The sequence below is a fragment of the Ralstonia sp. PBBBR1 genome, from assembly GCF_002256165.1.
In the GTDB taxonomy this organism is placed as follows: domain Bacteria; phylum Pseudomonadota; class Gammaproteobacteria; order Burkholderiales; family Burkholderiaceae; genus Ralstonia; species Ralstonia thomasii.
In genome coordinates this window covers 1-24,102 of the sequence record NZ_NKIL01000011.1, presented here as the reverse complement: position 1 = coordinate 24,102, position 24,102 = coordinate 1, and the positions used below count along the sequence as shown (strand labels likewise).

Annotated in this window: 23 protein-coding genes and 1 pseudogene; 5 read left to right on the top strand and 19 right to left on the bottom strand. The window is 65.3% G+C overall.

The genetic code is table 11. The features are described 5' to 3' along the window. Positions 1-5 precede the first annotated feature (5 nt). The 3 genes from CFE42_RS19105 (at position 6) to CFE42_RS19095 (ending at position 4,833) form a co-directional block, all read left to right on the top strand. Positions 6-1,163 (top strand): acyl-CoA dehydrogenase family protein, encoded by a 1,158-nt coding sequence (locus CFE42_RS19105; RefSeq protein WP_004633661.1) that lies wholly within the window; start codon positions 6-8, stop codon positions 1,161-1,163. A gap of 3 nt (positions 1,164-1,166) precedes the next feature. After that, entirely contained in the window at positions 1,167-3,161 is a 1,995-nt protein-coding gene (locus CFE42_RS19100) for a biotin carboxylase N-terminal domain-containing protein (protein ID WP_004633662.1), read from the top strand. 85 nt (positions 3,162-3,246) lie between these two features. Beyond that, positions 3,247-4,833, top strand: a complete 1,587-nt coding sequence (locus CFE42_RS19095; protein ID WP_004633663.1) for an AMP-binding protein — start codon at positions 3,247-3,249, stop codon at positions 4,831-4,833. Between the two features lie 6 nt (positions 4,834-4,839). Here the strand turns inward: CFE42_RS19095 and CFE42_RS19090 are convergent, their stop codons facing one another. From CFE42_RS19090 to aceK, 19 genes and pseudogenes are all read right to left on the bottom strand, one after another. Further along, positions 4,840-5,517, bottom strand: a complete 678-nt coding sequence (locus tag CFE42_RS19090; protein WP_004633664.1) for a TetR/AcrR family transcriptional regulator — start codon at positions 5,515-5,517, stop codon at positions 4,840-4,842. Between the two features lie 61 nt (positions 5,518-5,578). Further along, positions 5,579-6,532 (bottom strand): MBL fold metallo-hydrolase, encoded by a 954-nt coding sequence (locus CFE42_RS19085; protein WP_004633665.1) that lies wholly within the window; start codon positions 6,530-6,532, stop codon positions 5,579-5,581. 12 nt (positions 6,533-6,544) lie between these two features. Beyond that, positions 6,545-6,811, bottom strand: coding sequence for a DUF1289 domain-containing protein (locus CFE42_RS19080; RefSeq protein WP_004633666.1), 267 nt, complete (start codon positions 6,809-6,811; stop codon positions 6,545-6,547). A 10-nt stretch (positions 6,812-6,821) separates the two neighbouring features. Next, complete coding sequence (locus CFE42_RS19075; RefSeq protein WP_004633667.1) at positions 6,822-7,322, bottom strand: YbaK/EbsC family protein; 501 nt, start codon at positions 7,320-7,322, stop codon at positions 6,822-6,824. 22 nt (positions 7,323-7,344) lie between these two features. Next, a complete protein-coding gene (locus CFE42_RS19070) occupies positions 7,345-8,274 on the bottom strand; it encodes a hydroxymethylglutaryl-CoA lyase (RefSeq protein WP_004633673.1) in 930 nt (309 codons plus the stop codon). Position 8,275: 1 nt separating this feature from the next. After that, positions 8,276-9,217, bottom strand: a complete 942-nt coding sequence (locus tag CFE42_RS19065; RefSeq protein ID WP_004633675.1) for a glyoxylate/hydroxypyruvate reductase A — start codon at positions 9,215-9,217, stop codon at positions 8,276-8,278. A gap of 86 nt (positions 9,218-9,303) precedes the next feature. Next, on the bottom strand, positions 9,304-11,328 hold the full coding sequence (locus tag CFE42_RS19060) for an acetyl/propionyl/methylcrotonyl-CoA carboxylase subunit alpha (protein ID WP_004633677.1): 2,025 nt from the start codon (positions 11,326-11,328) through the stop codon (positions 9,304-9,306). Positions 11,329-12,044: 716 nt separating this feature from the next. Then, entirely contained in the window at positions 12,045-13,124 is a 1,080-nt protein-coding gene (gene bioB, locus CFE42_RS19055; RefSeq protein WP_004633679.1) for a biotin synthase BioB, read from the bottom strand. Between the two features lie 43 nt (positions 13,125-13,167). Then, positions 13,168-13,962, bottom strand: coding sequence for an enoyl-CoA hydratase/isomerase family protein (locus CFE42_RS19050; RefSeq protein WP_004633682.1), 795 nt, complete (start codon positions 13,960-13,962; stop codon positions 13,168-13,170). Further along, positions 13,959-14,897: a prolyl oligopeptidase family serine peptidase gene (locus CFE42_RS19045; RefSeq protein WP_004633684.1), complete on the bottom strand. Its 939-nt coding sequence runs from the start codon at positions 14,895-14,897 to the stop codon at positions 13,959-13,961. Before CFE42_RS19045 ends, CFE42_RS19050 begins: the two co-directional genes overlap by 4 nt. Positions 14,898-14,928: 31 nt before the next feature. Continuing rightward, positions 14,929-16,536, bottom strand: a complete 1,608-nt coding sequence (locus CFE42_RS19040; protein ID WP_004633686.1) for a carboxyl transferase domain-containing protein — start codon at positions 16,534-16,536, stop codon at positions 14,929-14,931. 28 nt (positions 16,537-16,564) lie between these two features. Continuing rightward, on the bottom strand, positions 16,565-17,005 hold the full coding sequence (locus CFE42_RS19035) for a YchJ family protein (RefSeq protein WP_004633688.1): 441 nt from the start codon (positions 17,003-17,005) through the stop codon (positions 16,565-16,567). Beyond that, positions 17,005-17,694, bottom strand: a complete 690-nt coding sequence (locus tag CFE42_RS19030) for an HAD family phosphatase (protein ID WP_004633689.1) — start codon at positions 17,692-17,694, stop codon at positions 17,005-17,007. The genes CFE42_RS19035 and CFE42_RS19030 overlap by 1 nt, the downstream gene beginning before the upstream one ends. Before the next feature lie 63 nt (positions 17,695-17,757). Beyond that, positions 17,758-18,363, bottom strand: a complete 606-nt coding sequence (locus CFE42_RS19025) for a 2-hydroxychromene-2-carboxylate isomerase (protein ID WP_004633691.1) — start codon at positions 18,361-18,363, stop codon at positions 17,758-17,760. Between the two features lie 41 nt (positions 18,364-18,404). Continuing rightward, positions 18,405-19,535 carry an acyl-CoA dehydrogenase family protein gene (locus tag CFE42_RS19020; RefSeq protein WP_004633692.1) on the bottom strand — a complete coding sequence of 377 codons (1,131 nt, stop codon included), beginning with the start codon at positions 19,533-19,535 and terminating at the stop codon, positions 18,405-18,407. 10 nt (positions 19,536-19,545) lie between these two features. Next, complete coding sequence (locus CFE42_RS19015; protein WP_004633694.1) at positions 19,546-20,259, bottom strand: SDR family oxidoreductase; 714 nt, start codon at positions 20,257-20,259, stop codon at positions 19,546-19,548. 9 nt (positions 20,260-20,268) lie between these two features. Continuing rightward, positions 20,269-21,450 (bottom strand): acetyl-CoA C-acetyltransferase, encoded by a 1,182-nt coding sequence (locus CFE42_RS19010; protein ID WP_004633697.1) that lies wholly within the window; start codon positions 21,448-21,450, stop codon positions 20,269-20,271. Positions 21,451-22,120: 670 nt separating this feature from the next. Beyond that, a complete protein-coding gene (gene can, locus CFE42_RS19005) occupies positions 22,121-22,801 on the bottom strand; it encodes a carbonate dehydratase (protein ID WP_004633699.1) in 681 nt (226 codons plus the stop codon). A 23-nt stretch (positions 22,802-22,824) separates the two neighbouring features. Further along, positions 22,825-23,721 (bottom strand): annotated as a pseudogene (gene aceK, locus CFE42_RS19000) (bifunctional isocitrate dehydrogenase kinase/phosphatase); the annotation flags it as partial. A gap of 66 nt (positions 23,722-23,787) precedes the next feature. Between aceK and CFE42_RS18995 the strand changes: the two are divergent. Together CFE42_RS18995 and CFE42_RS18990 are read left to right on the top strand one after the other, a co-directional pair. Continuing rightward, on the top strand, positions 23,788-23,943 hold the full coding sequence (locus CFE42_RS18995; RefSeq protein ID WP_296159081.1) for a hypothetical protein: 156 nt from the start codon (positions 23,788-23,790) through the stop codon (positions 23,941-23,943). A 33-nt stretch (positions 23,944-23,976) separates the two neighbouring features. Next, positions 23,977-24,102, top strand: a 126-nt coding sequence (locus tag CFE42_RS18990) for a LysR family transcriptional regulator (RefSeq protein ID WP_296159174.1), incomplete at its 3' end; no start/stop codon positions are given.

Here is a 24,102-nt window from a genome sequence, read left to right as displayed (position 1 = left end):
ACACCATGCACTTCACCCACGAGCACCAGGAACTGCAGCGCAACCTGAAACGCTTCATCGACAGCGACATCAACCCGTATGTGGATGAATGGGAAGCGGCCGAGATGTTTCCTGCCAAGCAGCTCTTCAAGAAGATGGGCGAGCTGGGTTTTCTCGGTATCGCCAAGCCGACCGAGTTTGGCGGCCTGGGCCTCGACTATTCGTATGCGATGGCGATGGCCGAGACGCTGGGGCATATCCACTGCGGCGGCGTGCCGATGGCGATTGGCGTGCAGACCGACATGGCGACGCCCGCGCTCGCACGCTTCGGTTCGGACGAACTGCGCGCACAGTTTCTCGCCCCCGCCATCAGCGGCGATGCGGTCGCGTGCGTTGGCGTATCGGAGCCGAGCGCCGGCTCCGACGTGGCGAGCATCAAGACCTCCGCGCGCAAGGACGGCGACGACTACATCATCAACGGCAGCAAGATGTGGATCACCAACAGCCTGCAGGCCGACTGGATGTGCCTGCTGGCCAACACGTCGGACGACCCGGCCCACCGCAACAAGTCGCTCATCATCGTGCCGATGAACACGAAGGGCGTGTCGGTCGGCAAGAAGATCCGCAAGATCGGCATGAATTCGTCGGACACGGGCCTCATCTACTTTGACGATGTGCGCGTGCCGCAGCGCTATCGCATCGGCGAGGAAGGCAAGGGCTTCACGTACCAGATGCTGCAATTCCAGGAAGAGCGCCTGTGGGCCGCGGCCAGCAGCCTGGCGACGATGACGATGTGCATCGAGACCACCGCCGAGTACGCGCGCGAGCGCAAGCTCTTCGGCGCCAGCCTGCTCGACAACCAGTGGGTGCACTTCAAGCTGGCCGAGCTGAAGACGGAAGTGGAAGCGCTGCGTGCGCTCACGTATCGCGCGTGCGATCTGTACATCCAAGGGCAGGACGTGACGGAGCTGGCATCGATGGCCAAGCTCAAGGCCGGGCGCCTCGCGCGCATCGTGCCTGATGCCTGCCTGCAGTTCTGGGGCGGCATGGGCTTCACGTGGGACAACCCGGTCTCGCGCTATTACCGCGACGGGCGCCTGGGCTCGATTGGCGGCGGTGCGGACGAGGTGATGCTCGGCATCATCTGCAAGTACATGAACACGCTGCCGGGCAAGAAGGGCTGAAAGATGACCGCCCCGCATGCCGCCTTCTGCTCGATCCTCATCGCCAACCGGGGCGAGATCGCTTTGCGCATCAGGCGCACGGCGCGTCGCCTTGGCATGCGCACCGTTGCCGTGTATTCCGACGCTGACCGCGATGCGCCGCATTGCCGCGCGGCCGATCTGGCGTTGCCGATCGGCGCGTCGCAACCGCAGGCGTCGTACCTGAACGTTGCGGCGTTGCTGGAGGCCGCGCGCAAGTCGGGTGCGCAGGCGGTCCATCCGGGTTACGGCTTCCTTGCAGAGAGCGATGCCTTTGCCGGCGCATGCGCGGATGCCGGCCTCGTCTTCATCGGGCCGCCTGCGGGGGCCATCCGAGCGATGGGCAACAAGGCTGGCGCCAAGCGCCTCATGGAAGCGGCCGGCGTGCCGTGCGTGCCCGGTTATCAGGGCGAGGACCAATCCGCCACACGCATGGCGGACGAAGCGGCGCGCATCGGCTACCCGGTGATGATTAAGGCGGCCGCCGGCGGCGGTGGGCGCGGCATGCGGCGTGTAGACCGGCCCGAGGCGTTTGCGGCGGCGCTGCAGTCTGCCCGCTCCGAAGCGGAGAACGCGTTTGGCTCGGGCGAGTTGATCCTCGAGAAAGCCATCGTCGAGCCGCGCCACATCGAGATTCAGGTATTTGCCGATGCGCACGGCAATGTGGTCCACCTCGGGGAGCGCGATTGCTCGGTGCAGCGCCGGCATCAGAAGGTAATTGAGGAGTCGCCGTCGCCGGCCGTGTCGCCCGAGTTGCGCGCGCGCATGGGCGCGGTGTCGGTGGCGGCGGCGCGCGCGATCGGCTACGTGGGTGCGGGCACGCTGGAATTCCTGCTCGCCCCGGACGGCGCGTTCTACTTCATGGAGATGAACACGCGCCTGCAGGTCGAGCATGCGGTGACCGAAGCGATCGTGGGCGTCGATCTGGTCGAGTGGCAGTTGCGCGTGGCGCTGGGCGAGCCGTTGCCGCTTGCGCAAGACGTCATCGACGCCCGCCGTGCACAAGGCGGCCACGCCATCGAAGTGCGTCTGTGCGCAGAAGACCCGCAGCAGAATTTCCTGCCGCAAAGCGGCACCGTCGCGCGCTGGCGTGCACCCGGAGACGTGCGCACGGACCATGCGTTGTCCGACGGGCTGGTTGTCTCGCCGTACTACGATTCGATGCTCGCCAAGATCGTCGCGCACGGCACCGACCGCGCCGATGCATGCCGGCGTCTCGCGCACGCCCTGGACGATTGCCTGCTGCTTGGCTTGCCGACCAACCGGGCGTTTTTGCGCGATTGCGTGGCGCATCCGGCGTTCCTTTCCGGCGATGTGTCGACCGCGTTCATCGATCGGCATTTCCCGGCGGCGATGCGTCAGGCGGCCGTACCCGATGCAGCGGTTTGCCAGGCGGCTGCCCTGCTGCTCACGTACCTGCGCCAGGACGCCGCACGCCGCTATCCCGCAGAGCTGCATGGCTGGGCCAGCAGCCGCACGTATCCCACGCTGTGCCGCTTCACGCTCGACGGTGAAGCCATTGAGATGCGCGTGCGTGCGCTCGGTGCGCAGCAATGGGAACTGACCTGGGACGGCGGTGCCACGCAGGTGGCGCTTGTGTCTGGGCGCGAAGGGCGCATCACGCTCGCGCTGGGCGACACATTCCGCGCGGTGGATTACGCCGTCACGGCCAGCGCTTGCCACTTCGTGCTGAATGGCATCGAACACACCGCCATCGACACCACCTACGCCAAGGCCGAGCGCAGCGGCGCGCAAACCGGCAGCGGCCGCATCAGTGCACCGATGAACGGTCGCGTGGTTGCCGTACACGTGGCCGAAGGCGAGGCCGTCAGCGCCGGTCAGGTGCTGCTGGTGGTCGAGGCGATGAAGATGGAGCACAGCATTGCCGCGCCGCTCGCTGGCGAGGTGAAGGGGCTGTTCACCCAGGTCGGGGCCCAGGTTGCGCCTGGTGGGTTGCTGATGGAGATTGCCGCGGCCTGACGGCTGCACTGCCGTCCTGATCCCATCGTTTTGTCGTGCTGTTCATGCGGTCAATGCAGTCAATGCAGTCCTTAGGAGACGTCCCATGTCCGAAGCCACGCCAGACACCGCGCTTGAAGCCAACCTGCTGAACCGGGTGACGTTGGGCGATACGTTGCATCGCAGTGCGCGTAAGTTCGGCGCGAAGGTCGCGCTGGTCGATGGCGCCCGCCGCATGACGCATGGCGAACTCAACGCAGACAGCAATCGCTACGCGCACGCGCTGCTTGCAAGCAGCCTCAAGCCCGGCGACAAGGTGGCGATGGTGTGTGGAAACTCTGCGCAGTTCCTGGTGGCCGCGTACGGCATTCTCAAGGCGGGACTGGTGTGGGTGCCGATCAACGCGATGCTCGGGCCGGAAGACGTGCGCTACATCCTCGAACATGCCGAGGCGCGGCACGTGGTGATCGACGCGGCGCTGTACCCGGTGCTGCGCGACACGCTGGCGGCGCTCGGGCTCCCGGCGCACCAATGCTTCGGTGAACCGGTTGCCGACGGGCCGCAACCGGTGGAGCAAGCGTTGCAAGGCCACGCCGATACGCTGCCCGCCGTGGTGATCGACGATCTCGATCTCGCGCTCATCATGTACACCAGCGGCACGACCGGCCGACCAAAGGGCGCGATGCATTCGCACCGCTCGGTGCATGCCGCGCTGATGTCCAACGTCGCCGGCCTGAATCTGAATGAGACCGACGTGTTCTCGTGCCTGCTGCCGATGTTCCACTGCGCTCAGTTTGCGACGGCTGCATCCGCGATGATGGTGGGTGCAACGCTTGTCATACAGCGCGGCTTTGACCCGGCGGCACTGCTCGATGTGATTGCCAACGAACGCATCACGCAGCTGTTCGGCTTGCCGCTCATGTACGCCGCGCTGCTGCATCATCCGCTGCGTGCGCAGCGCGATCTCTCAAGCCTGCGCCTGTGCCTCTATGCGATGGCGCCGATGGCCAGGCCCCTGCTCGAACGCCTGATTGCCGAGGTGTGCCCCAACTTTGCCCTCGGCTCCGGGCAGACCGAGATTTTCCCGATGACGATGTACTTCGCGCCTGACCAGCAACTGCAGCGCACCGGCAACTATTGGGGGCAGCCGTGCATGGTGAACGAAGCAGCGGTGATGGACGATCAAGGCAATCTGCTCGGCCCGAACCAGTTGGGCGAGATCGTGCACCGCGGCCCGAACGTCATGCTCGGCTACTACAAGGACCCGCAGGCCACGGCCAATGCGCGCCGCTTCGGCTGGCACCACACGGGCGACCTCGGCATGTGGGATGCCGACGGCCAGCTTCAGTTCAAGGACCGCATCAAGGACATGATCAAGACCGGCGGCGAGAACGTCCCTTCGGTCAAGGTGGAAGAAGTGTTGCTACGGCACCCGGCCGTGGCGAATGCGGCAGTGGTCGGCTTGCCGCACGCGCACTGGGTGGAAGCGGTGGCGGCGTTCGTCTGCCTCAAGCCCGATGCACAGGCCGATGCCGCCGCGCTGCAGGCGCATTGTCGAGCGCATCTCGGTAGCTTTGAGGTGCCCAAGCACATTGCCGTGGTCGACAAGCTGCCCATGACGGCGACCGGCAAGATCCAGAAGCACGTGCTGCGCAGCGCCAACCAGACGCTGTTCGAGGCCGATGCGCGCTAACGTGGACTAAGCCACCGGCTGGGGCGGCGTACGCAGGATGAACAGCACCGCCTGATCGGCCAGTGCGTCGATGCTGATGCCGGCGCCCGCCTGATACCACTGCGCCGTCCAGTTGAGTGCGCCGAACATCAGCAGGCGGTCAACAGGTGTTGGTTGTGCCCACTCGCCGGAGGCGTGCAGACGGTCGATCACGCGCGTCCAGATGCCTTCATACCGATCCTTGAGCGCGATGATGCGTTCTTGCGCCTGTGCGTCGAGCGAGCGCCACTCGTACAGCATCACCGGAATGAAATCCTGGTGGGGCGCAAGGATCGTGTGGAGGTGCGCGCGCACGAGCTGGCGCATCGCCTCGCGCGGGGGCAGGTCTTCGATATCGATGGCTTCGATATCCGCCAGCGCCACGGTCAGACCATGTTCGATCACGGCTTGCAGGATGTCCTGCTTGGTCTTGAAGTAGTAGAACCAGCTGCCCGCATGCACGCCCGTGGCCGCCGCAATGTCGCGTACCGTGGTGTTGCCGTAGCCCTTCTCCCGGAACAGTCGGGCCGATTGCTCGATCAGCGCGCGGCGCAAGCCCTCGTTGGCGTCCTGCGCGGGGCGGCCGCGCTTGCGGCGCGGTGCTTCGGCTTCAGGGGCGGCTTCGGTGGCAGATTCGGGCGGATTGGATGTGGCGGGTTTCGGCATGCCCAGGCGAAGAGAAGAGGCGTCGCTGCATTGTAGCGGGGCACTGCCACCGCGCGGCACGTCAATCGCGGTTCAGGATGCGGCCGTGTTCGACGGTGGCGGCGCCCGCCTTGACCAGCGCCGCAATCGCAGCATCCAGCAACGTCTCCATCGATTGGGCTGCGAAGAAGCGTGCGTGCAAGCGCGGCATCAGCGTGGTCTGTGTGAACCACGCAAACAGCGCCTCGTGCGACAGCGCCTGCTGCTCCAGCAGCTTGAACTTCACCAGCACGCGGATGGCGTGCAGCGCGTTGCGTTCCGGGTCTGCCCGCAGATACGCAAGCCGCCCGAGCGATGCATCAATCGCGGCGTTGACGTTGGTGAACGGCCGGCCGTGTCCGGGAATCACCACGCGCGCATCGAGCTGCACGATGCGCTCAAGAATGGCCTGCTGTTCGGCAAAGCCACTCTCGCCTTCCAGCTCGGGAAAGATCACGCCGAAGCCACGTTCCCATAGGGCGTCGGCCGAAATCAGCACGCGCGTGTCGGGGCTGAACAGAATGACCGCGTGCGGGTCGTGCCCCGGCGCGCTGATGACCTGCCAGTCGAAGCCTCCCAGTCGGGCCGTCATGCCGTCCGACAGCCCCGCGTCGGCATCGCTGTCAGGCAACGCGAAGCGTGCGCATTCCTGGCCGGTGGGGCCGTAGCTGAGGGCGTCGGTATCCCAGCGGCGCACGTCGTCGATCTGCGCGGCGGGCACGCGCGTGTGGCTGCCGTAGATGGCCTGCAGCGCTGCATTGCCGCCGCAGTGGTCGGAATGCAGGTGCGTGTTCAGCAGACGGCGCAACGGCCGGCCTTGCAGCGCGTGCTGCACAAGCGCCACGGTTTGCGGCGCGTGCGTGAGGTAGCCGGAGTCGACCAGCGCGCAACCGCCGTGCGCTTCGTCATCGAAAAACAGGATGTTGTTCGACGACAGCCAGCCGCGCTCGAACACGCGCATCGAATTGGACAAGGTGACGACGTCGTGTTCGGCCATGGTGATGAGCGGTCAGGCGCAGGGCGCGTCGTTGAGCCAGGCGCAGGCGCGCTCGGGCAAGGTTTTCCACACGGCCAGACGAGCCGCGTCATTCATGGTCGACCACGAGGCAATTTCGTCGATCGTGCGCATGCAGCCGATGCACAGGCCGCGCGCTTCGTCCATCTTGCAGACGCTGATGCACGGCGACGACACCGGCTGCGCACGCTCCGCCTGCTGGCGGCTGTTGCGCAACTTGCCGAGCGACAGCTTCAGTTGCGCGCGGGTGCAGGCGTCCATGCTTGGGCGATCAGTCGCGCTGGGCGATGTCGGCCACGGGCGCGCCCGTCATCGCTTCCAGTTCGGCAGGCGTCAGGTTGAACACGGCATGCGGGTGGCCGGCCGCGGCCCACACGCTGTCGTATTGGAACAGGTCTTGATCGAGCAGCATCACCGGCTTGACCGCATGGCCGACCGGACATACGCCGCCGATGGCGTATCCGGTCTTCTCGCGGACGAACTTCGCGTCGGCCTTGGCAAGTGCGCCCACGTGCGCGGAAACCTTTGCTTCGTCGACACGATTGGTGCCGCTGGCGATCACCAGCACCGGCACGTCGTCTTCCGCACGGCGGAAGATGATCGACTTGGCGATCTCGGCCACGGAGCAGCCCAGCCCGGCAGCCGCTTCAGCGGAGGTCTTGCCGGTTGCCGGCAGCATCACGATGTTTTTTTCGTAGCCGAGCGTGCGCAGGTGGTCGGCCACGCGTTGAGCAGATTCAGGCAACGGAGCTTTCGTATCGGTCGCGGTCATCGTCGTTGTTCTTGATGGGGGTTCAGATGCAGGCCTGGGCGATCTGGTCCTGCAGCTTGAGCAGCAGCGCGCGACCCGCACGCGAGGCAGTCGGGCGGCCGATGGCCTGCGAGATGAAGTCACCCGCCAGCACCACCTTGTCCAGGTCGATGCCGGTGCGGATACCCAGGCCGTGCAGCAGGTACAGCACGTCTTCGGTGGCGACGTTGCCGGTGGCGCCCTTGGCATAGGGGCAGCCGCCCAGCCCCGCAACTGAGGCGTGGAAGATGGCGATGCCGACTTCCAGGCTGGCGAGGATGTTGGCCAGCGCCTGGCCGTATGTGTCGTGGAAGTGTCCCGAGAGGCGGTCGATCGGGAACGTCGCCGCGGCGGCTTCCATCACGGTTTTGACCTGCCCGGCGGTGCCCACGCCGATGGTGTCGGCAATGTCGATCTCGTCGCAGCCGAGGTCGGCCATGCGCTTGATGACGTCCACCACCGACGACACCGGCACCTCGCCCTGATACGGGCAGCCCAGCGAACACGAGATCGACCCGCGCACGCGAATGCCCGCATCCTTGGCGGCCTTGGCCACCGGCACAAAGCGTTCGATCGATTCGGCGATCGTGCAGTTGATGTTCTTCTGCGCAAAGGCCTCGCTGGCGGCGCTGAAGATCACGATCTCGTCCGCACCTGCTGCAGCAGCGCCTTCGAAACCTTTCATGTTGGGCGTGAGCACGGAGTACAGCGTGCCCGGCCGGCGCTGGATGCGCGCCATCACGTCGGCGCCATCGGCCATCGCCGGCACCCATTTGGGCGACACGAACGAGGCGGCTTCCACGTTGACGAAGCCGGCCTCGGACAGGCGGTTCACCAGCTCGACCTTGGTGTCCGTCGAAACTGGCGACTTCTCGTTCTGCAGACCATCGCGCGGGCCGACCTCGACCACCTTCACAAAATTCGGAATGCTCATCTCAGTAACCTCGTTGCAGATCGACGATGCCGGCAATCGGCTCGCCTGCTTCCAGCGCTCGGATCTTGCGCGCGATCTGGGCAATGCTGACCTCGCGCAGCGTCAGCGCCGAAATGTGCGGCGTGATGTGGATGCGCGGTTCGGTCCAGAAAGGGTGGTCGGCCGGCAGCGGCTCGGTGCGGAATACGTCGAGCGCGGCGCCGGCGATGTGGCCGCTGCGCACGGCGGCCAGCAGCTCCTCTTCCACGACATGCTTACCGCGCGCCACGTTGACGACGAATGCGCCCGGTGCGAGTTGCGCGAGCAGTTTCGCGTCGATCACGTTTTCGGTGTCTGCCGTCAGCGGCAGCACGTTCACCAGCACGCGCGTGCCGGCAAGAAAGCCGGGCAGGGCTTCGCTGCCTGAGCGGCAATCTACGCCCTCGACGTGCTTGGCAGAGCGGCTCCAGCCGCGCACCGGAAAGCCGAAGCCCGCCAGCGTCCTGGCGATGTGCGTACCGAGCACGCCGAGGCCCAGCACGCCGACGACAAACTCATCGCGGTTGAACGGCTTGAGGAAGCGCCACATCTTCGCTTGCTGCTGGCGCTCGTATTCATCGAGCCGGCGGAAGAAGCGTAGGACGGCGTGCGTGACGTATTCGCCCATCTGCGCGGCCATGCCGGCGTCGTCCAGCCGCACGATCGGCAGGCCTTCGGGGATGGCATCGGGCGCTTGCGCACGCAGGCCCAGGATGGCATCGACGCCCGCGCCGAGGTTGAACACGGCGCGCAAATCGCGGCGATCGCGCAGCATGTCGGCGGGCGGCTGCCAGACCACGGCGTAGTCGGCGTCCTGCACTGCGCCTTGCTCCCACACCGACAGGCGTGCCTCAGGAAGTGCCTGCGCGAAACCGTCGAGCCAGGGTTGGGGCTTGCCGTCGGGCGTGTAGATCTGGATGTGCATGTGGGGCGACTTCAATGCGGGTGATTGACGTATACGTCAAGCAGTGTAGCAGGGGCCGCCAAGGCGTGTGGCAGCCCTCTTGGGCTTCATTCGGCGGGCTTGAACGCCAGCAACTGCACGCCTTCCGTCACCTGATCGCCCACGCCATACAACACCGATTCGACGACGCCGTCGGCAGGTGCCGTGAGCGTGTGCTCCATCTTCATGGCCTCCATGACGACCAGCGGTGCGCCCTTGGTGACGGTTTGCCCCGGGGCGGCCAGCACGGCGATGACCTTGCCGGGCATCGGCGCCGTCAGCTTGCCGCCTTCGTCGTCGGCCTCGCCGGCATGGGCGAGCGGGTCGTGGCGCTCCAGCGTCCAGTGCGCACCGCCGGTGAAGACGTGGAACGTGTCGCCATCGGCATGCACCTGGCCGGTCGCCTTGTGCGTGCCGAGCGTGACGGTGAAGGTCTCTGCATGGCGCTGTGAGGTGAAGGGCGCTTCGCTGCCGCCAACTTTCAGTCGCGAGCCGTCGCGGCCGTAGATGAGCGTGGCATCGATGGACTGATCGCCATGCGTGAAACGCAGCGTGCGCTCAGCCGCGCCGTTCAGGCGCCAGCCGCTGCCGCGCGCCCACGGCGAATGCGGATCGCGCGTGTCGGTGCGCAGGCTGCGTGCCTCGCGGGCGAGCAGCGCAGCCACGGCCAGGGCGATGGCGTCTAGCGGCACGTCCGGTGCAGCGGGGAACAGCGTGTCGTGATTGCGGGCGATCAGGCCGGTATCCAGATCGGCGGTCGCAAACGGCTTCGATGCGACCAGGCGGCGCAGGAAAGCCACGTTGGACGACAGCCCCACCAGGTGGAAGCTGCCCAGCGCCTGCAGCATGCGCGCGAGCGCTTCTTCACGGTCACGGCCCCAGACGATGAGCTTGGCGATCATCGGATCGTAGTACGGGCTGATGGCGTCGCCTTCACGCACGCCGGCATCGATGCGCACGGCAGCCGGTTCGCCATTGGCTTGCGCGCCTACGGTGAACTCCACCGCCGCTGGTGTGCGCAGCACCTTCAGCGTGCCGATGGAGGGCAGGAAATCGCGGTCGGGGTTTTCGGCGTAGATGCGTGCTTCGAGCGCATGGCCGTGGATGTGCAGCTCGTCCTGCGTGCGTGGTAGCGGCTCGCCGGATGCCACGCGCAATTGCCATTCGACGAGGTCCTCGCCCGTGATCATTTCGGTCACGGGGTGCTCGACCTGCAGGCGCGTGTTCATCTCCATGAAGTAGAACGTGCCGTCTTCGTCGACGATGAACTCGACCGTGCCGGCACCCACGTAGCCCACGGCGCGCGCGGCCGCCACGGCCGCTTCGCCCATCGCGCGGCGGCGGTCCAGCGTCATGCCCGGCGCCGGAGCTTCTTCCAGGACTTTCTGGTGGCGGCGCTGCACGGAGCAGTCGCGCTCGAACAGGTAGACGGCGCCGCCGAAGCTGTCGGCAAACACCTGGATTTCAATGTGGCGCGGACGCGTGAGGTACTTCTCGATCAGTACGCGGTCGTCACCGAAGCTGGAAGACGCCTCGCGCTTGACGGAAGCCAGCGAGGCTTCGAACGCATCGCCTGACTCCACCACGCGCATGCCCTTGCCCCCGCCGCCGGCGCTGGCCTTGATGAGCACGGGGTAGCCGATGCGATCGGCTTGCGTGCGCAGGAAGGCCGCGTCCTGGTTGTCGCCGTGGTAGCCGGGCACCAGCGGCACGCCCGCCGTTTCCATCAGCGCCTTGGCCGCGCTCTTGCTGCCCATCGCTTCGATGGCCGAGGCCGGCGGGCCGACGAAGATGATGCCGGCGTCTGCGCAGGCTTTTGCGAAAGCTTCGTTCTCTGAGAGGAAGCCGTAGCCGGGATGGACGGCCTGGGCGCCCGTGGCGCGTGCGGCTTCGAGGATGCGGTCGGCGCGCAGGTAGCTGTCGCGGGCGGCGGGCTCACCGATGTGGATGGCTTCGTCGCAGGCCGCGACGTGGCGGGCGTTGGCGTCGGCATCGGAGTAGACCGCGACCGTGCGGATGCCGAGCTTGCGGCAGGTGGCGGCGACTCGGCAGGCGATTTCGCCTCGGTTGGCGATGAGGAGCTTGGTGATCATTTGGTGTTTGTCTCCGGTGTTCTGCGTCTTTTGCACTTGTGGTGCATCTCCTGTTTCATCCCCTGCCGGGGCGGGCGGTTTTGGTCCATCCCTGTTTCGTACCCTGCCGGGCACGACCTACTTTTCTTTGTCTTGCCAAAGAAAAGTAGGCAAAAGAAAGGCGCGCCCGAGATGGCGACCCATCCCTTGAATTTTCGTAACCGGGCGGAGACGGGAAAAACTCGCTTCGCTCAGACAGTTTCCCGTCTTGTTTCCGCCCGCTTACGAAAATTCAAGGCGCCATCAAGGGCAGGAACGTCAACGGCCAAACCGTTGGGGTGCATGCTCTGTCAGGCTCTTGTTTGTTGCTGTTGCTGTTGCTGTTGCTGTTGCTGTTGCTGTTGCTGTTGCTGTTGCTTGTTGCCGTTTGCTTCGCTCCGCGTCTTGCCGCGTACCCACCACTGCGTTTGCACTGCGATGGTGGGGCCGTTGATGCCCTAGATGGCGCCTTGAATTTCTGTTGCAGGGAGGAAAAAGGAAGGGAAACTGTCTGAGCGAAGCGAGTTTTTCCCTTCCCCTCCCTGCGACATAAATTCAAGGAATCTTTCGCCATCTCGGGCGCGCCTTTCTTTGCTTACTTTCTTTGGCAAGACAAAGAAAGTGAGTCGGCCCCGGCAGGGGACGAAAGGGAGGCAGACCACCAACAAGAAACCAAGACCCACCCCCACAACAAAGCATCAGTCCGCGGGCGTAATGTCGATATGGCAATGCGAAGACTGCGCCCCCACATGCGATTCATGGTGCATGTGATCCTGCACCTCCACCCGCATCCCCAACCGCGCCAGCAGCTTCCTATCCGCATCCGCCTCCGGGTTATCCGTCGTCAGCAGCTTCTCGCCATAGAAGATCGAGTTGGCGCCCGCCATGAAGCACAGCGCCTGCAAGGCATCGTCCATCGCCTCGCGGCCAGCGGAGAGCCGCACCATCGCCTTGGGCATCGTGATCCGCGCTACGGCAATCGTGCGCACGAAATCAAACGGGTCCAGTTCTTCGTTGCCCGCCAGCGGCGTGCCTTCCACCTTCACCAGGTTGTTGATGGGCACCGAGTCCGGATACGGCTCCATGTTCGCCAGTTCGGCGATCAGACCCGCACGCTCGTGCACCGATTCCCCCAGCCCGACGATGCCGCCGCAGCACACGTTGATGCCGGCGTCACGCACGTGCTCGAGCGTATCGAGCCGGTCCTGATACGTGCGCGTGGTGATGATCTCGCCGTAGAACTCGGGCGCGGTGTCGAGGTTGTGGTTGTAGTAATCCAGGCCCGCCTCCTTCAACTGCGCAGCCTGTTCCTGCTTGAGCATGCCGAGCGTCACGCAGGTCTCCAGCCCCATCGCCTTCACGCCGCGCACCATGTCGGCCACGGCATCGAGCTGATGCGGCTTGGGGTTGCGCCACGCGGCGCCCATGCAGAAGCGGCTTGCGCCGTTTTGCTTGGCGCGCGATGCGGCTTCCAGCACGGCGTCGATCGGCATCAGCTTTTCAGCCTCGACACCCGTGTCGTAGCGCGCCGATTGCGGGCAGTACGAGCAATCTTCCGGGCAGCCGCCGGTCTTGATCGACAGCAGCGTCGATAGCTGCACCGCGTTCGCGTCAAAGTTGGCGCGGTGCACCTGCTGCGCCTGGAACAGCAGGTCGTTGAACGGCAGCGCGAACAGCGCTTCGATGGCTTCGCGGCTCCAGCGTGCGTCGGGCGCCTGGCCGGGCGTGACGGGCGCCTTGGCAGCGTTTGGAACGAAGTTGAGCGGAGTGGATTGCATGAGGACTTCCTTCGAGTGATGCGTGGTTTCGTTGTTATGCGGGTCAGGCCGGCAGCAGCCAGTTCGGCTTGCGCTTGCCCAGGAAACTTTGCACGCCTTCGCGGCCTTCTTCCGAAGCGCGGATGGCGGCGATGCGCTCAGCGGTATCCGCCAGCAAGGCGTCGTTGACGGCGGCGCCAGAGACTTCACGCACCAGGCGCTTGCTCTCGCGCACCGCGTTCGGGCTGTTGGCGACGAGCGCGGCGGTGATGTCGGCCACCTTGGCGTCGAGGGCGTCTGCGCTCACCAGCTCATGCACGAGGCCGAGGCGATGCGCTTCGGCAGCGGAAAAGCGTTCTGCGGTGATGAAGTAGCGGCGCGACGCCTGCTCGCCCAGGGCGCGAATCACGTACGGGCTGATGGTGGCCGGGATCAAGCCGAGCTTCGCTTCCGACAGGCAGAAGTTGGCCGTGTCGACGGCGACGACGATGTCGCACGCGGCGACCAGGCCGACACCGCCGGCATAGGTGTCGCCCTGCACGCGCGCGATCACGGGCGTGGGGCACGTGTAGATGGCGCGCAGCATTTCGGCCAGGCGCAGGGCGTCGGCGCGGTTCTCGTCATCGGAGTAGCCGGCCATCTTCTTCATCCAGTTCAGGTCGGCACCCGCGCAGAAGGCCGCGCCGTTGCCCGTCAGGACGATGGCGCGCACGCCCGGCTCATCGGCCAGCGCGCGGAACGCGCCGGTCAGCTCGGCGATGACGGTCTCGTTGAAGGCGTTGCGCACGTCGGGCCGGTTCAGCGTGAGCGTGGCGACGGCGCCGTTCTGTGCGAAGGCGAGGGTCTCGAAAGTGTTCATTCGGGGTCCTTGTTGGTGTCGGACTTGGGGTCGTCTGCGCCGGATGCTTCAGCGTTGCTGCCTGGTGCCACCGCTTGCACCGGGCCGGCGGGCAAGCCAAGTTCGCGCAGAAAGGCGTCGACCTGCGGCAGCCAGATGCCCAACCCCGCGTGGCTTGCGAACATGCCGTGCGAGTCGCTCTTGAAGGTGCCGAAATCCACCAGCCGGCCTTTTCCGCCCGCACTCGTGTAGGCCGCGAACATCCTGTCGGGCATCGGCTTGGGCCAGTAGCTGTCGTTGTCGCCGTAGAACCAGAGCGACGGATAGCGCGACTGGCGGCCGTACGTCTCGAACGCGCGCACTAGGTTGCCTTCCCAATCGACGCAGGTGTCGTTGCGCAGGCCGCCGGCAAAGTTCACCAGCCCGCGCACGCCCGGGTAGGCGATGGTACCGAAGGCCAGCGTGGTCAGGCCGCCGTGCGACTGGCCCATGACGACGATGCGGTTGCGGTCCACGTACGGCTGCGCGGTCATGTAGTCGAGCGTGGCCACCACGTCTTCGGCCTGGATGATGCCGTTGGCTTCCACGTTGCAACCGCTGCCGATATACGCGCCGCCGGATTTGGCGAACCCCTGCCGCATCGGGATGGCCACTACGTAGCCGCGCGCGACCAGCGCCGCAGCCTGCTCGCTGTAACGGGCACGCGCTTGGAATGCCGCCTTGCCGCGCGCCTTGCCGTGATTGAGCACGATGAGCGGAAAAGGGCCGTCGCCGGCCGGCTTGTAGACGGTCGTCTCCAGCTTGAGGGTGAAGATGCCCGCAGACTTGGGCACCTCCACGATGATCTCGCTGATGCCGGACTGAGCGGTTTCGCTCGCATGCGCGGCCGCAAGCAGCAGCGCGCAGCCAACGGCTGCCAAGGCGCTGCGCCACGTTCGCGCGGTGTTGCTGTTCACTGCAAATATTCCTGTTCGATTGACGGCCCGCTTACATGCGGAACACGCCGAAGTTCATGTCGCCAATGGGCGCGTTCAGGCTCGCCGACAGGCCGAGGCCCAGCACGCTGCGCGTGTCGGCGGGGTCGATCACGCCGTCGTCCCACAGGCGTGCGCTGGCGTAGTACGGATGGCCCTGGCGCTCATATTGGTCGCGGATCGGCGCCTTGAACGCGGCCTCTTCATCGGCGCTCCACTGGCCGCCCTTGGCTTCGATGCCGTCGCGGCGCACGGTGGCGAGCACGCTTGCGGCCTGTTCGCCGCCCATCACAGAGATGCGCGCGTTCGGCCACATCCACAGGAAGCGCGGCGAATACGCCCGGCCGCACATGCCGTAATTGCCCGCGCCGAACGAGCCGCCGATGATGACCGTGAACTTGGGCACCTGCGCCGTTGCCACGGCCGTCACCATTTTCGCGCCGTTCTTGGCGATGCCTTCGTTTTCGTACTTGCGGCCCACCATGAAGCCGGTGATGTTCTGCAGGAACACCAGCGGGATCTTGCGCTGACAGCACAGCTCGATGAAGTGCGCGCCCTTGAGTGCCGCCTCTGAAAAAAGAATGCCGTTGTTGGCGATGATGCCGACCGGGTAACCCCAGATGCGCGCAAAGCCGCAGACCAGCGTCGTGCCATAGCGCGCCTTGAATTCATCGAAGGCGGAATCGTCGACGATGCGGGCGATGACCTCGCGCACGTCGAACGGCTTGCGCGTGTCGGTCGGGATCACGCCGTAGAGTTCTTCTGCGGGAAAGCGCGGCTCGACGGGAGCATGAATCTGCACCTGCTCCGGCTTGCGGCGGTTCAGGTGCGCGACGATGCTGCGGGCTTGCGCCAACGCGTGCGAATCGTTGTTGGCGAAGTAATCCGCCACGCCCGACAGCCGCGTGTGCACATCGGCGCCACCGAGGTCTTCGGCGCTCACCACTTCGCCGGTCGCGGCCTTCACCAGCGGCGGGCCTGCCAGGAAGATCGTCCCCTGTTCCTTGACGATGATCGACTCATCACTCATGGCCGGCACATACGCGCCGCCCGCCGTGCATGAGCCCATCACCACCGCGATCTGTGGAATGCCCTTCGATGACAGGTTGGCCTGGTTGTAGAAGATGCGACCGAAGTGATCTCGATCGGGGAACACGTCGTCCTGGTTCGGCAGGTTGGCGCCGCCGGAATCGACCAGATAGACGCAGGGCAGGTGGTTCTGCTCGGCGATCTCCTGCGCGCGCAGGTGCTTCTTCACGGTCATCGGGTAGTAGGTGCCGCCCTTGACCGTGGCGTCGTTGCAGACGATCACGCATTCCTGCCCCGAGATGCGGCCGATACCGGTGATGATGCCGGCGCCGGGCGCGGCGTTGTCGTACATGCCATACGCCGCCAGTTGCGAGAACTCCAGGAACGGCGTGCCCGGGTCGAGCAGTTGCTGCACGCGGTCGCGCGGCAGCAACTTGCCGCGGGCGAGGTGTTTGGCACGGGCGTCGTCACCGCCGCCCTGGGCGATGCGCGCAACCTTGTCGCGCAAGTCGGCGACGAGTGCGCGCATGGTATCGGCGTTGGCCTTGAAGTCTTCAGCGCGGGGGTTCAGCTTGGTCTCTAGCGTCGGCATGGCAGCGGTGCGGGAAGGTCGGTGCGGTTCAGTCAGGGAAGGTACCGTCGACGTACAGCCAACGGCCTTCGGCGGATTCAGCGCCGCTGGCGTCCAGGCGGACGAAGCGGCTGGTTTCGTGCAGGCGATGCGCGCGGCCGCCCACCTTGTAGCGGGCGACGAATTCGACCGTCGCGTGCGTGGCGTCTTGCGGCGTGTGGCGCTTGACGTCCAGGCCGAGCCAGCGCGTGGCGGCGGCGTCTGCATCGCTGGTTTCCAGGTCGACAGGGCAGGTGGACGGATGCCACGTGCGCCGCAGGTACGCCGTGTCGCCCAGCACGTACGCGCTGTAGCGCGAGCGCATGAGTTGCTCGGCCGTAGCCGCCACGGCGTCGCCCGCGTGGAACGGGCCGCAGCAGCGCGCATAGGCGCCGTTGCCGCAAGGGCACGCGTCGGCCGGGCCGATGGGCTGGGTTTGTGCAGCAGGCATCAGGCCAGCAACTCCGGCAGTTCGCGCATGTCGGTGAACGTGCGTGTGGCGCCGGCGGCAATCAGCGGGCCTGGTGCATTGCGGCCCGCGTACGCCAGCACCGTCATGCCGGCTGCGTGCCCGGCGGTAACGCCCGTGGGGCTGTCTTCGATCACCAGGCAGCGCGAGGGCGATACCCCGAGGCTGCTGGCGGCGAGCAGATACACGTCGGGCGCGGGCTTGCTGCGCGCGACTTCGGTGGCCGAAAAGATGCGTACGTCCGTCGGCTGGAAATGCTCGATCAGACCGGTGCGGTTGAGTTGCAGCTCCACCTTCATGCGGTCCGCTCCGGAAGCCACGGCCATCGGCAGGCCGAGCCTGGAGAGCACATCGATGGCGTGCCCGATATGCGGCACGGCTTCCACTTCGGCTTCGAGCAGCACGTTGCGTCGCGCCTGGAAGGTAGACAACCAGTTTGGCGGTAGCGGTGCGCCGCGCATCTCGGCAATCGCATCCAGCTCTTCGCGGATGGCCTTGCCGAGGAAACGCTGGATGGAATCTTCCAGGCTGATGTCGATGCCAAGCTCGATCAGCATCTCCCAGATCAGGCGGTTGACGATGGGTTCGCTGTCGACCAGCACGCCGTCGCAATCGAAGAGGATCGCGTCAAAGCGCGGGTGGTTCGAAACAGAGGAGGTCACTGCAGTCATGCGCTCTTCGTTGTTGGTTCGTTGGCGGCGGTTCGTGCATCTGCCGCCGTTGTGGATGTGGCCTTATATCCGTCCGTCGCGCAGCAACGCTTCAATCTGGTCAAAGCGGTCGAAGCCCCAGAACGCCTCGCCGTCGACGATCACGTAGGGCGAGCCGAACACGCCGCGCGACATCGCCAGGTCGATCTCGGCCTTGAGCTGGTCCTTGATCTGCTGGCTGCTTGCGCCGGCGTTGAGTGCGGCGCCGTCGATGCCCATCGCGTCGGCAATCTTCATGACCTCGGTCGGCTCACCGATGTTGATGTCGTCAACGAACAGTGCGCGGTAGACGGCCCGTGCGAAGTCGATCGCGCGGTCCCCGCCGTGATGGTCATGCACCCACAGCGTGGCCCGCGCGGCGTATTGCGTGGGCAGCGGGAAGTGCGTCGGCTTGCGGTATTCAATGCCGTTGAAGCGCGCGGTACGCTCGAAATCGCGCCACGCGTAATCGCCCTTGAGCGGCACCTGAGGCAGCGGGGAGCCGCCGGTGGTCTTGAAGACGACCCCCAGCAGGATCGGGTGCCATGCCGTCGCCCGGTTGTACCGCTGGGCGAGCTCCTCCACGCGCGTGCTGGCGAAGTAGCCGTACGGCGACGAGAAGTCGAAGTAGAAATCGATGGCCCCGTTCATGGTGTGCTCCCCTTGTTGTGCTGCGCCTTTCCCAAAACTGCCTACGCCAGCGCGCGGGCGATCAAGATTTTCTGGATATCGCTCGTGCCTTCGTAGATCTGGCACACGCGCACGTCGCGGTAGATGCGCTCCACCGGGAAGTCGCTGACATAGCCGTAACCGCCAAAGACCTGGATGGCATCGGAGCACACGCGCTCGGCCATCTCGCTGGCGTTGAGCTTGGCCATGGCCGCCTCTTTCAGGCACGGCAGCCCGGCGTCTTTCAGGCTGGCGGCATGCCAGACCATCTGCCGCGCCACATCCACGCGCGTCGCCATCTCTGCCAGCCGAAACTGCACGGCCTGGTGCGCAAACAGCGGCTGGCCAAAGCTTTCGCGCTCCTTGGCGTATGCCAGCGCGGCTTCAAAGGCCGCACGCGCCATGCCCACGCTCTGCGCGGCAATGCCGATGCGCCCGCCTTCCAGCCCGGACAGCGCCATCTTGTAGCCCGCGCCTTCTTCGCCCAGCAGGCAATCGGCGGGGATGCGGCAGTCTTCGAACACGATCTGCGCCGTGTCGGACGAGTGCTGGCCCAGCTTGTCTTCGAGCCGCGCGACGATGTAGCCCGGTGTGTTGGTCGGCACCAGGAACGCGCTGATGCCGCGCTTGCCTGCGGTCTTGTCCGTCACGGCCATGACGATCGCCACGTCGGCATGCTTGCCGCTGGTGATGAACTGCTTCACGCCGTTGAGCACCCAATGGTCGCCATCCCGCACGGCCGTGGTGCGCAGCGCCGATGCATCGGAGCCGACATGCGGCTCGGTCAGGCAGAACGCGCCGAGCATCTCGCCGCGCGCCAGCGGCACGAGCCACTGCTGCTTCTGCGCGTCGTTCGCAAACGCCATCAGCATGCTGCACACGGGGCAGTTGTTCACGCTGATGACGGTGGAGGTACCGCCGTCGCCGGCAGCAATTTCTTCCAGGATCAGCGCCAGCGACAGGTAGTCGAGTCCCGCGCCGCCGAGTTCTTCCGGCACGGCCACGCCATAGGCCCCAAGCTCGCCGAGTTGGCGGTGCACGTCTTTCGGGAACGTCGCATCGCGGTCCCACGCGGCTGCATGCGGCGCGATCGCCTCGCGCACGAAGGTGCGGATGGCGTCGCGAATCATCTCTTGCTCTTGGGTCAGCAGCATCGTTCTGGCCTCACCATTCAATGACGCTGCCGTCGTAGTTGCGGAACCCGCCGTTGTCGGCGCGCGTGGCGCCGGCGATCACGCGGCGGATGCCAGCCACACTCTCCTGCGGCGTGATGGCCGCGCCTGCACCGCCCATGTCGGTCTGTACCCAACCGGGGTGGAACGTCAGGCATGTGGCGTTCTTGGCGTCGATCGACACCCCGCGCAATACGGCATTCACCGCCGCTTTGCTCGCGCGATACAGCCAGCCGCCGTTGCCCGCCATGTCGCCGATGCTGCCCATGCGGCTGGAGATGACGGCGAGCACGCCGCCAGGCTCGTCCGCACCATTGCGTCCGGCTTCCACCATCGGCAGCACGGCGGGCAGCACGCCCATCGGGGCCCACACGTTGGTGTGCATCACGGCATCGAAATCGGCCTGGCTGACGGGCGTGGCGCCCTGCGTGCGCGGGCCGTAGATGCCCGCCACGTAGATCGCCACGTCCAGCGCTTCGCCGTCGAGCTTCCACGCGAGGCCGGCGACGGCATTGGCGTCAGTCAGATCAAGCACGTGCGTTTCCGCGCCCAGCGCCTGCAATTCTTGTGCGGCTGCTTGCGAGCGCACGGTGGCGATCACGCGCCAGCCATCCGATCGGTATTGCTTGACGGTCTCCAGACCGATGCCGCGCGACGCGCCCAGGATGAGCGCGGTACGCGTGCGGCGGGACGTTGCGTTCGTCATGCGCGTGTCTTAGTAGAGTTCGATGCCGACGGCCGTGGCTTCACCGCCGCCGATGCACAGGCTGGCCACACCGCGCTTGCCGCCACGGTGTTGCAGCGCGCCCAGCAGCGTCGCGATCACGCGCGCGCCGGATGCGCCGATCGGATGGCCCAGCGCGCATGCGCCGCCGTTCACGTTCACCTTCTCGTGCGGGATGTGCAGGTCGTGCATCGCGGCCATCGGCACCACGGCAAACGCCTCGTTGATCTCGAACAGGTCGACGTTCCCCGAGTTCCAGTCGAGCTTCTTGAACAGCTTGTCGATGGCTGTGACCGGCGCCGTGGTGAACCAGCCCGGTGCCTGTGCGTGCGTGGTGTGGCCCAGCATCACCGCCAGCGGCGTGATGCCGAGTTGCTTGGCAGTCGACTCGCGCATCATCACCAGCGCAGCCGCCCCATCGTTGATCGACGAAGACGACGCGGCCGTCACCGTGCCGTCTTTCTTGAACGCGGGCTTGAGCGAGGGGATCTTGTCGACCTTGATGCGGCGCGGGCCTTCATCGGTGTCGATGACGGTGTCGCCCGCTTTGCTCGACACGGTAACGGGCGTGATTTCCCAGCGGAATGCGCCGGATTCGGTGGCCTCTTGCGCGCGGCGCACGGACGTCATCGCGAAGTGGTCCTGGGCTTCGCGCGTGAAGCCGTACTTCTCGGCGCAGTCCTCGCCGAAGGTGCCCATGGCGCGGCCCTTGTCGTATGCATCTTCCAGGCCGTCCAGCATCATGTGGTCGTAGATCATGCCGTGGCCGATGCGGTAACCGCCGCGGCCTTTCGGGATCAGGTACGGCGCATTCGTCATGCTTTCCATGCCGCCCGCGACCACCACGTCGACCGAGCCCGCGAGCAGTGCGTCATACGCGTTCATGGCTGCGCGCATGCCCGAACCGCACATCTTGTTGACCGTGGTGCAGCCGACCGACAGCGGCAGGCCCGCGCCCAATGCGGCCTGGCGTGCCGGTGCCTGCCCCTGGCCCGCAGGCAGAACACAGCCCATGATGACTTCTTCGATCTGTTCCGGTTTCAAGCCCGCACGTTCGACCGCGGCGCGAATGGCAGCGGCGCCGAGTTGCGGGGCAGTGAGGCTGGCGAGTTCGCCCTGGAAAGCGCCCATCGGGGTACGGGCTGCTGAGGCGATGACGATGCGGTCGGACATTGCTGCAATCTCCTGGAACTGTGCTTGGGACATGTTCTGCACTTTTGGTGCAGGGGTTGTGTGTCTCTTGCTAGTGGGGTCGTTGTTGGTGGTTCACCCCTATTTCGTACCCTGCCGGGCACGACCTACTTTTCTTTGTCTTGCCAAAGAAAAGTAGGCAAAAGAAAGGCGCGCCCGAGATGGCGACCCCCTCCTTGAATTTGTGTAACCGGGCGGAGACGGGGAAAACTCGCTGCGCTCAGACAGTTCCCCGTCTTTGTTCCGCCCGCTTACACAAATTCAAGGCGCCATCTAGGGCAGGGTACGGCCACACAATCTGTGTGCTGTCCTAGGTGGCTCTTGTTTGTTGCTGTGTTGCTCGCTCTGCTTCGCGTTGTGCTGCCGATCGCTACTGCACATGTGATCGACGGTTTGGCCGTTGACGTTACTGCCCTAGATGGCGCCTTGAATTTCTGTTGCAGGGAGGAAAAAGGAAGGGAAACTGTCTGAGCGCAGCGAGTTTTTCCCTTCCCCTCCCTGCGACATAAATTCAAGGAGTCTTTCGCCATCTCGGGCGCGCCTTTCTTTGCTTACTTTCTTTGGCAAGACAAAGAAAGGGAGTCAGCCCCGGCAGGGGATGAAACAAGGGATGAACCCAAAACAAAACAACCCACCCCAAACTCAAAAGAAATCAAAACCCCACCGGACTAGGCACACTCCCTTCCTTCCCATAGTTCAACCAAGCATCAGCAAGCTGCGCATGCAGTTCCTCATTCGAACTCGCCGCCATTCCAAGATTGCGCAGCATCCCGTCCTTCACGCCGTAGATCCAGCCATGAACCGTCAGCGGCTGCCCGCGATCCCACGCGTCCTGCACGATCGTCGTCAGGCACACGTTGTTGACCTGATGAATCACGTTCAGCTCGCACAGCCGGTCATGCTGATCCTGCTCACGGACTACCGTGCCGAGATACGTTTCATGCTGCTCGGCCACATCCCGCACGTGACGAATCCAGTTGTCAGCTAGGCCGAAGCGTTGCTTCGTCAGCGCGGCCTTCACGCCCGAACAGCCGTAATGGCCCACCACCGTGATGTGCCGGATCTTCAGCACTTCCACCGCAAACTGCAGGACTGACAGGCAGTTCAAGTCCGAGTGCACGACGACGTTGGCGATGTTGCGGTGGACGAACACCTCGCCCGGCGGCAAGCCGATGATCTGGTTGGCCGGCACGCGCGAATCCGAGCAGCCGATCCAGAGGTATTCCGGGTTCTGCTGATTGGCCAGATTCGAGAAAAACGCCGGGTCTTCAGCGTTGACCCGCTCGACCCACTTCCGGTTGTTCTCGAACAGCTCTTTGATGCGTTGTGGCATGGTTTCCCGTCGTGTTGAGAGGGTTAAGCGGCGGCGCGCTGCAGCGTCGTGTTGTCTTGTGCTGCGTTGTCGGGCGCGCTCGCGCCGTAGCGATTGACGAAGCGTTCGGCTGCGTCATACGCGTAGAAATCGTGCATCTGCCCGGAGAGCAGGCGCTCTTTGTACCCCTGCCACATGGAAGCTTCAAAGAAGTCTGCGTGGTGCTTGAGGAAGGCTTCGCGCACGCGCGGGTCGCCCAGCAGGAACGTGCGGTACGTCTCGGGAAAAATGTCGTGCGGGCCGACGTTGTACCAGACCTCGCCGGACATTTCTTCTTCTTCCGTGCGCGGTTCGGGCACGGTGCGGATGTTGCAGTCGGTGAGGTATTCGATCTCGTCGTAGTCGTAGAAGACCACGCGGCCGTGGCGCGTCACGCCAAAGTTCTTGTACAGCATGTCGCCCGGGAAGATGTTCGCGGCAATGAGTTCCTTGATGGCGTTGCCGTATTCGATGATGCCGTGCTCGACCTGCGCATCGGTGCCTTCGTGCAGCCAGATGTTCAGCGGCGTCATGCGGCGCTCGATGTAGACGTGGCGGATGACGATCTCTTCGCCGCCGTCTTCGCTGCGCTGGTATTCGACCATCGAAGGCGCGTGCTTTTCCAGCTCCTTGATCAGGTCGTCGTCAAAGCGCGAGAGCGGGAAGGCCACGTCGGAATACTCCAGCGTATCGGCCATGCGTCCCACGCGGTCGTGACGCTTCACAAGCTGATACTTGCTCTTGATCAGCTCGCGCGTGGTTTCCTTGGGCGGCGGGAAGTAGTCCTTGATGACCTTGAACACGTACGGGTACGACGGCAGCGTGAACACCAGCATCACGAGGCCCTTGATGCCCGGCGCGATGATGAACTTGTCCGACGAGTGCTGCAGGTGATGCAGGAATGCGCCAAGCGCGCCCGCGAAGGCAGCGACTTCGAGCCCCTGCGCCTGGCGGTGGATGAACTGGCGGTGTGGTTCCCCCAGCATGCCCAGATGATGGACGCCGCGCTGGCCCAGCACCTGGACAGCCTGGGCTTCGACCCCGCCACCGGCCAATGCCGTGAAGGCGCGCTGGCCACCGCCGAAGCGGGTGTGACCGGCTGCGGCGGCAGCAGCTGCGGCTGAGGCCTGCAGGCCAGCGCAGCCAGAGTGCCCGGCATGCCTGCCGCGCCCGATCTGCGCTTCCCTTCGATCGACGGCCTGCGTGCCTTTGACGCCGCGGTGCGGTTGGGCAGCTTCGAGCGCGCGGCCGACGAGCTGGCCATCACCGCCAGCGCGGTCAGC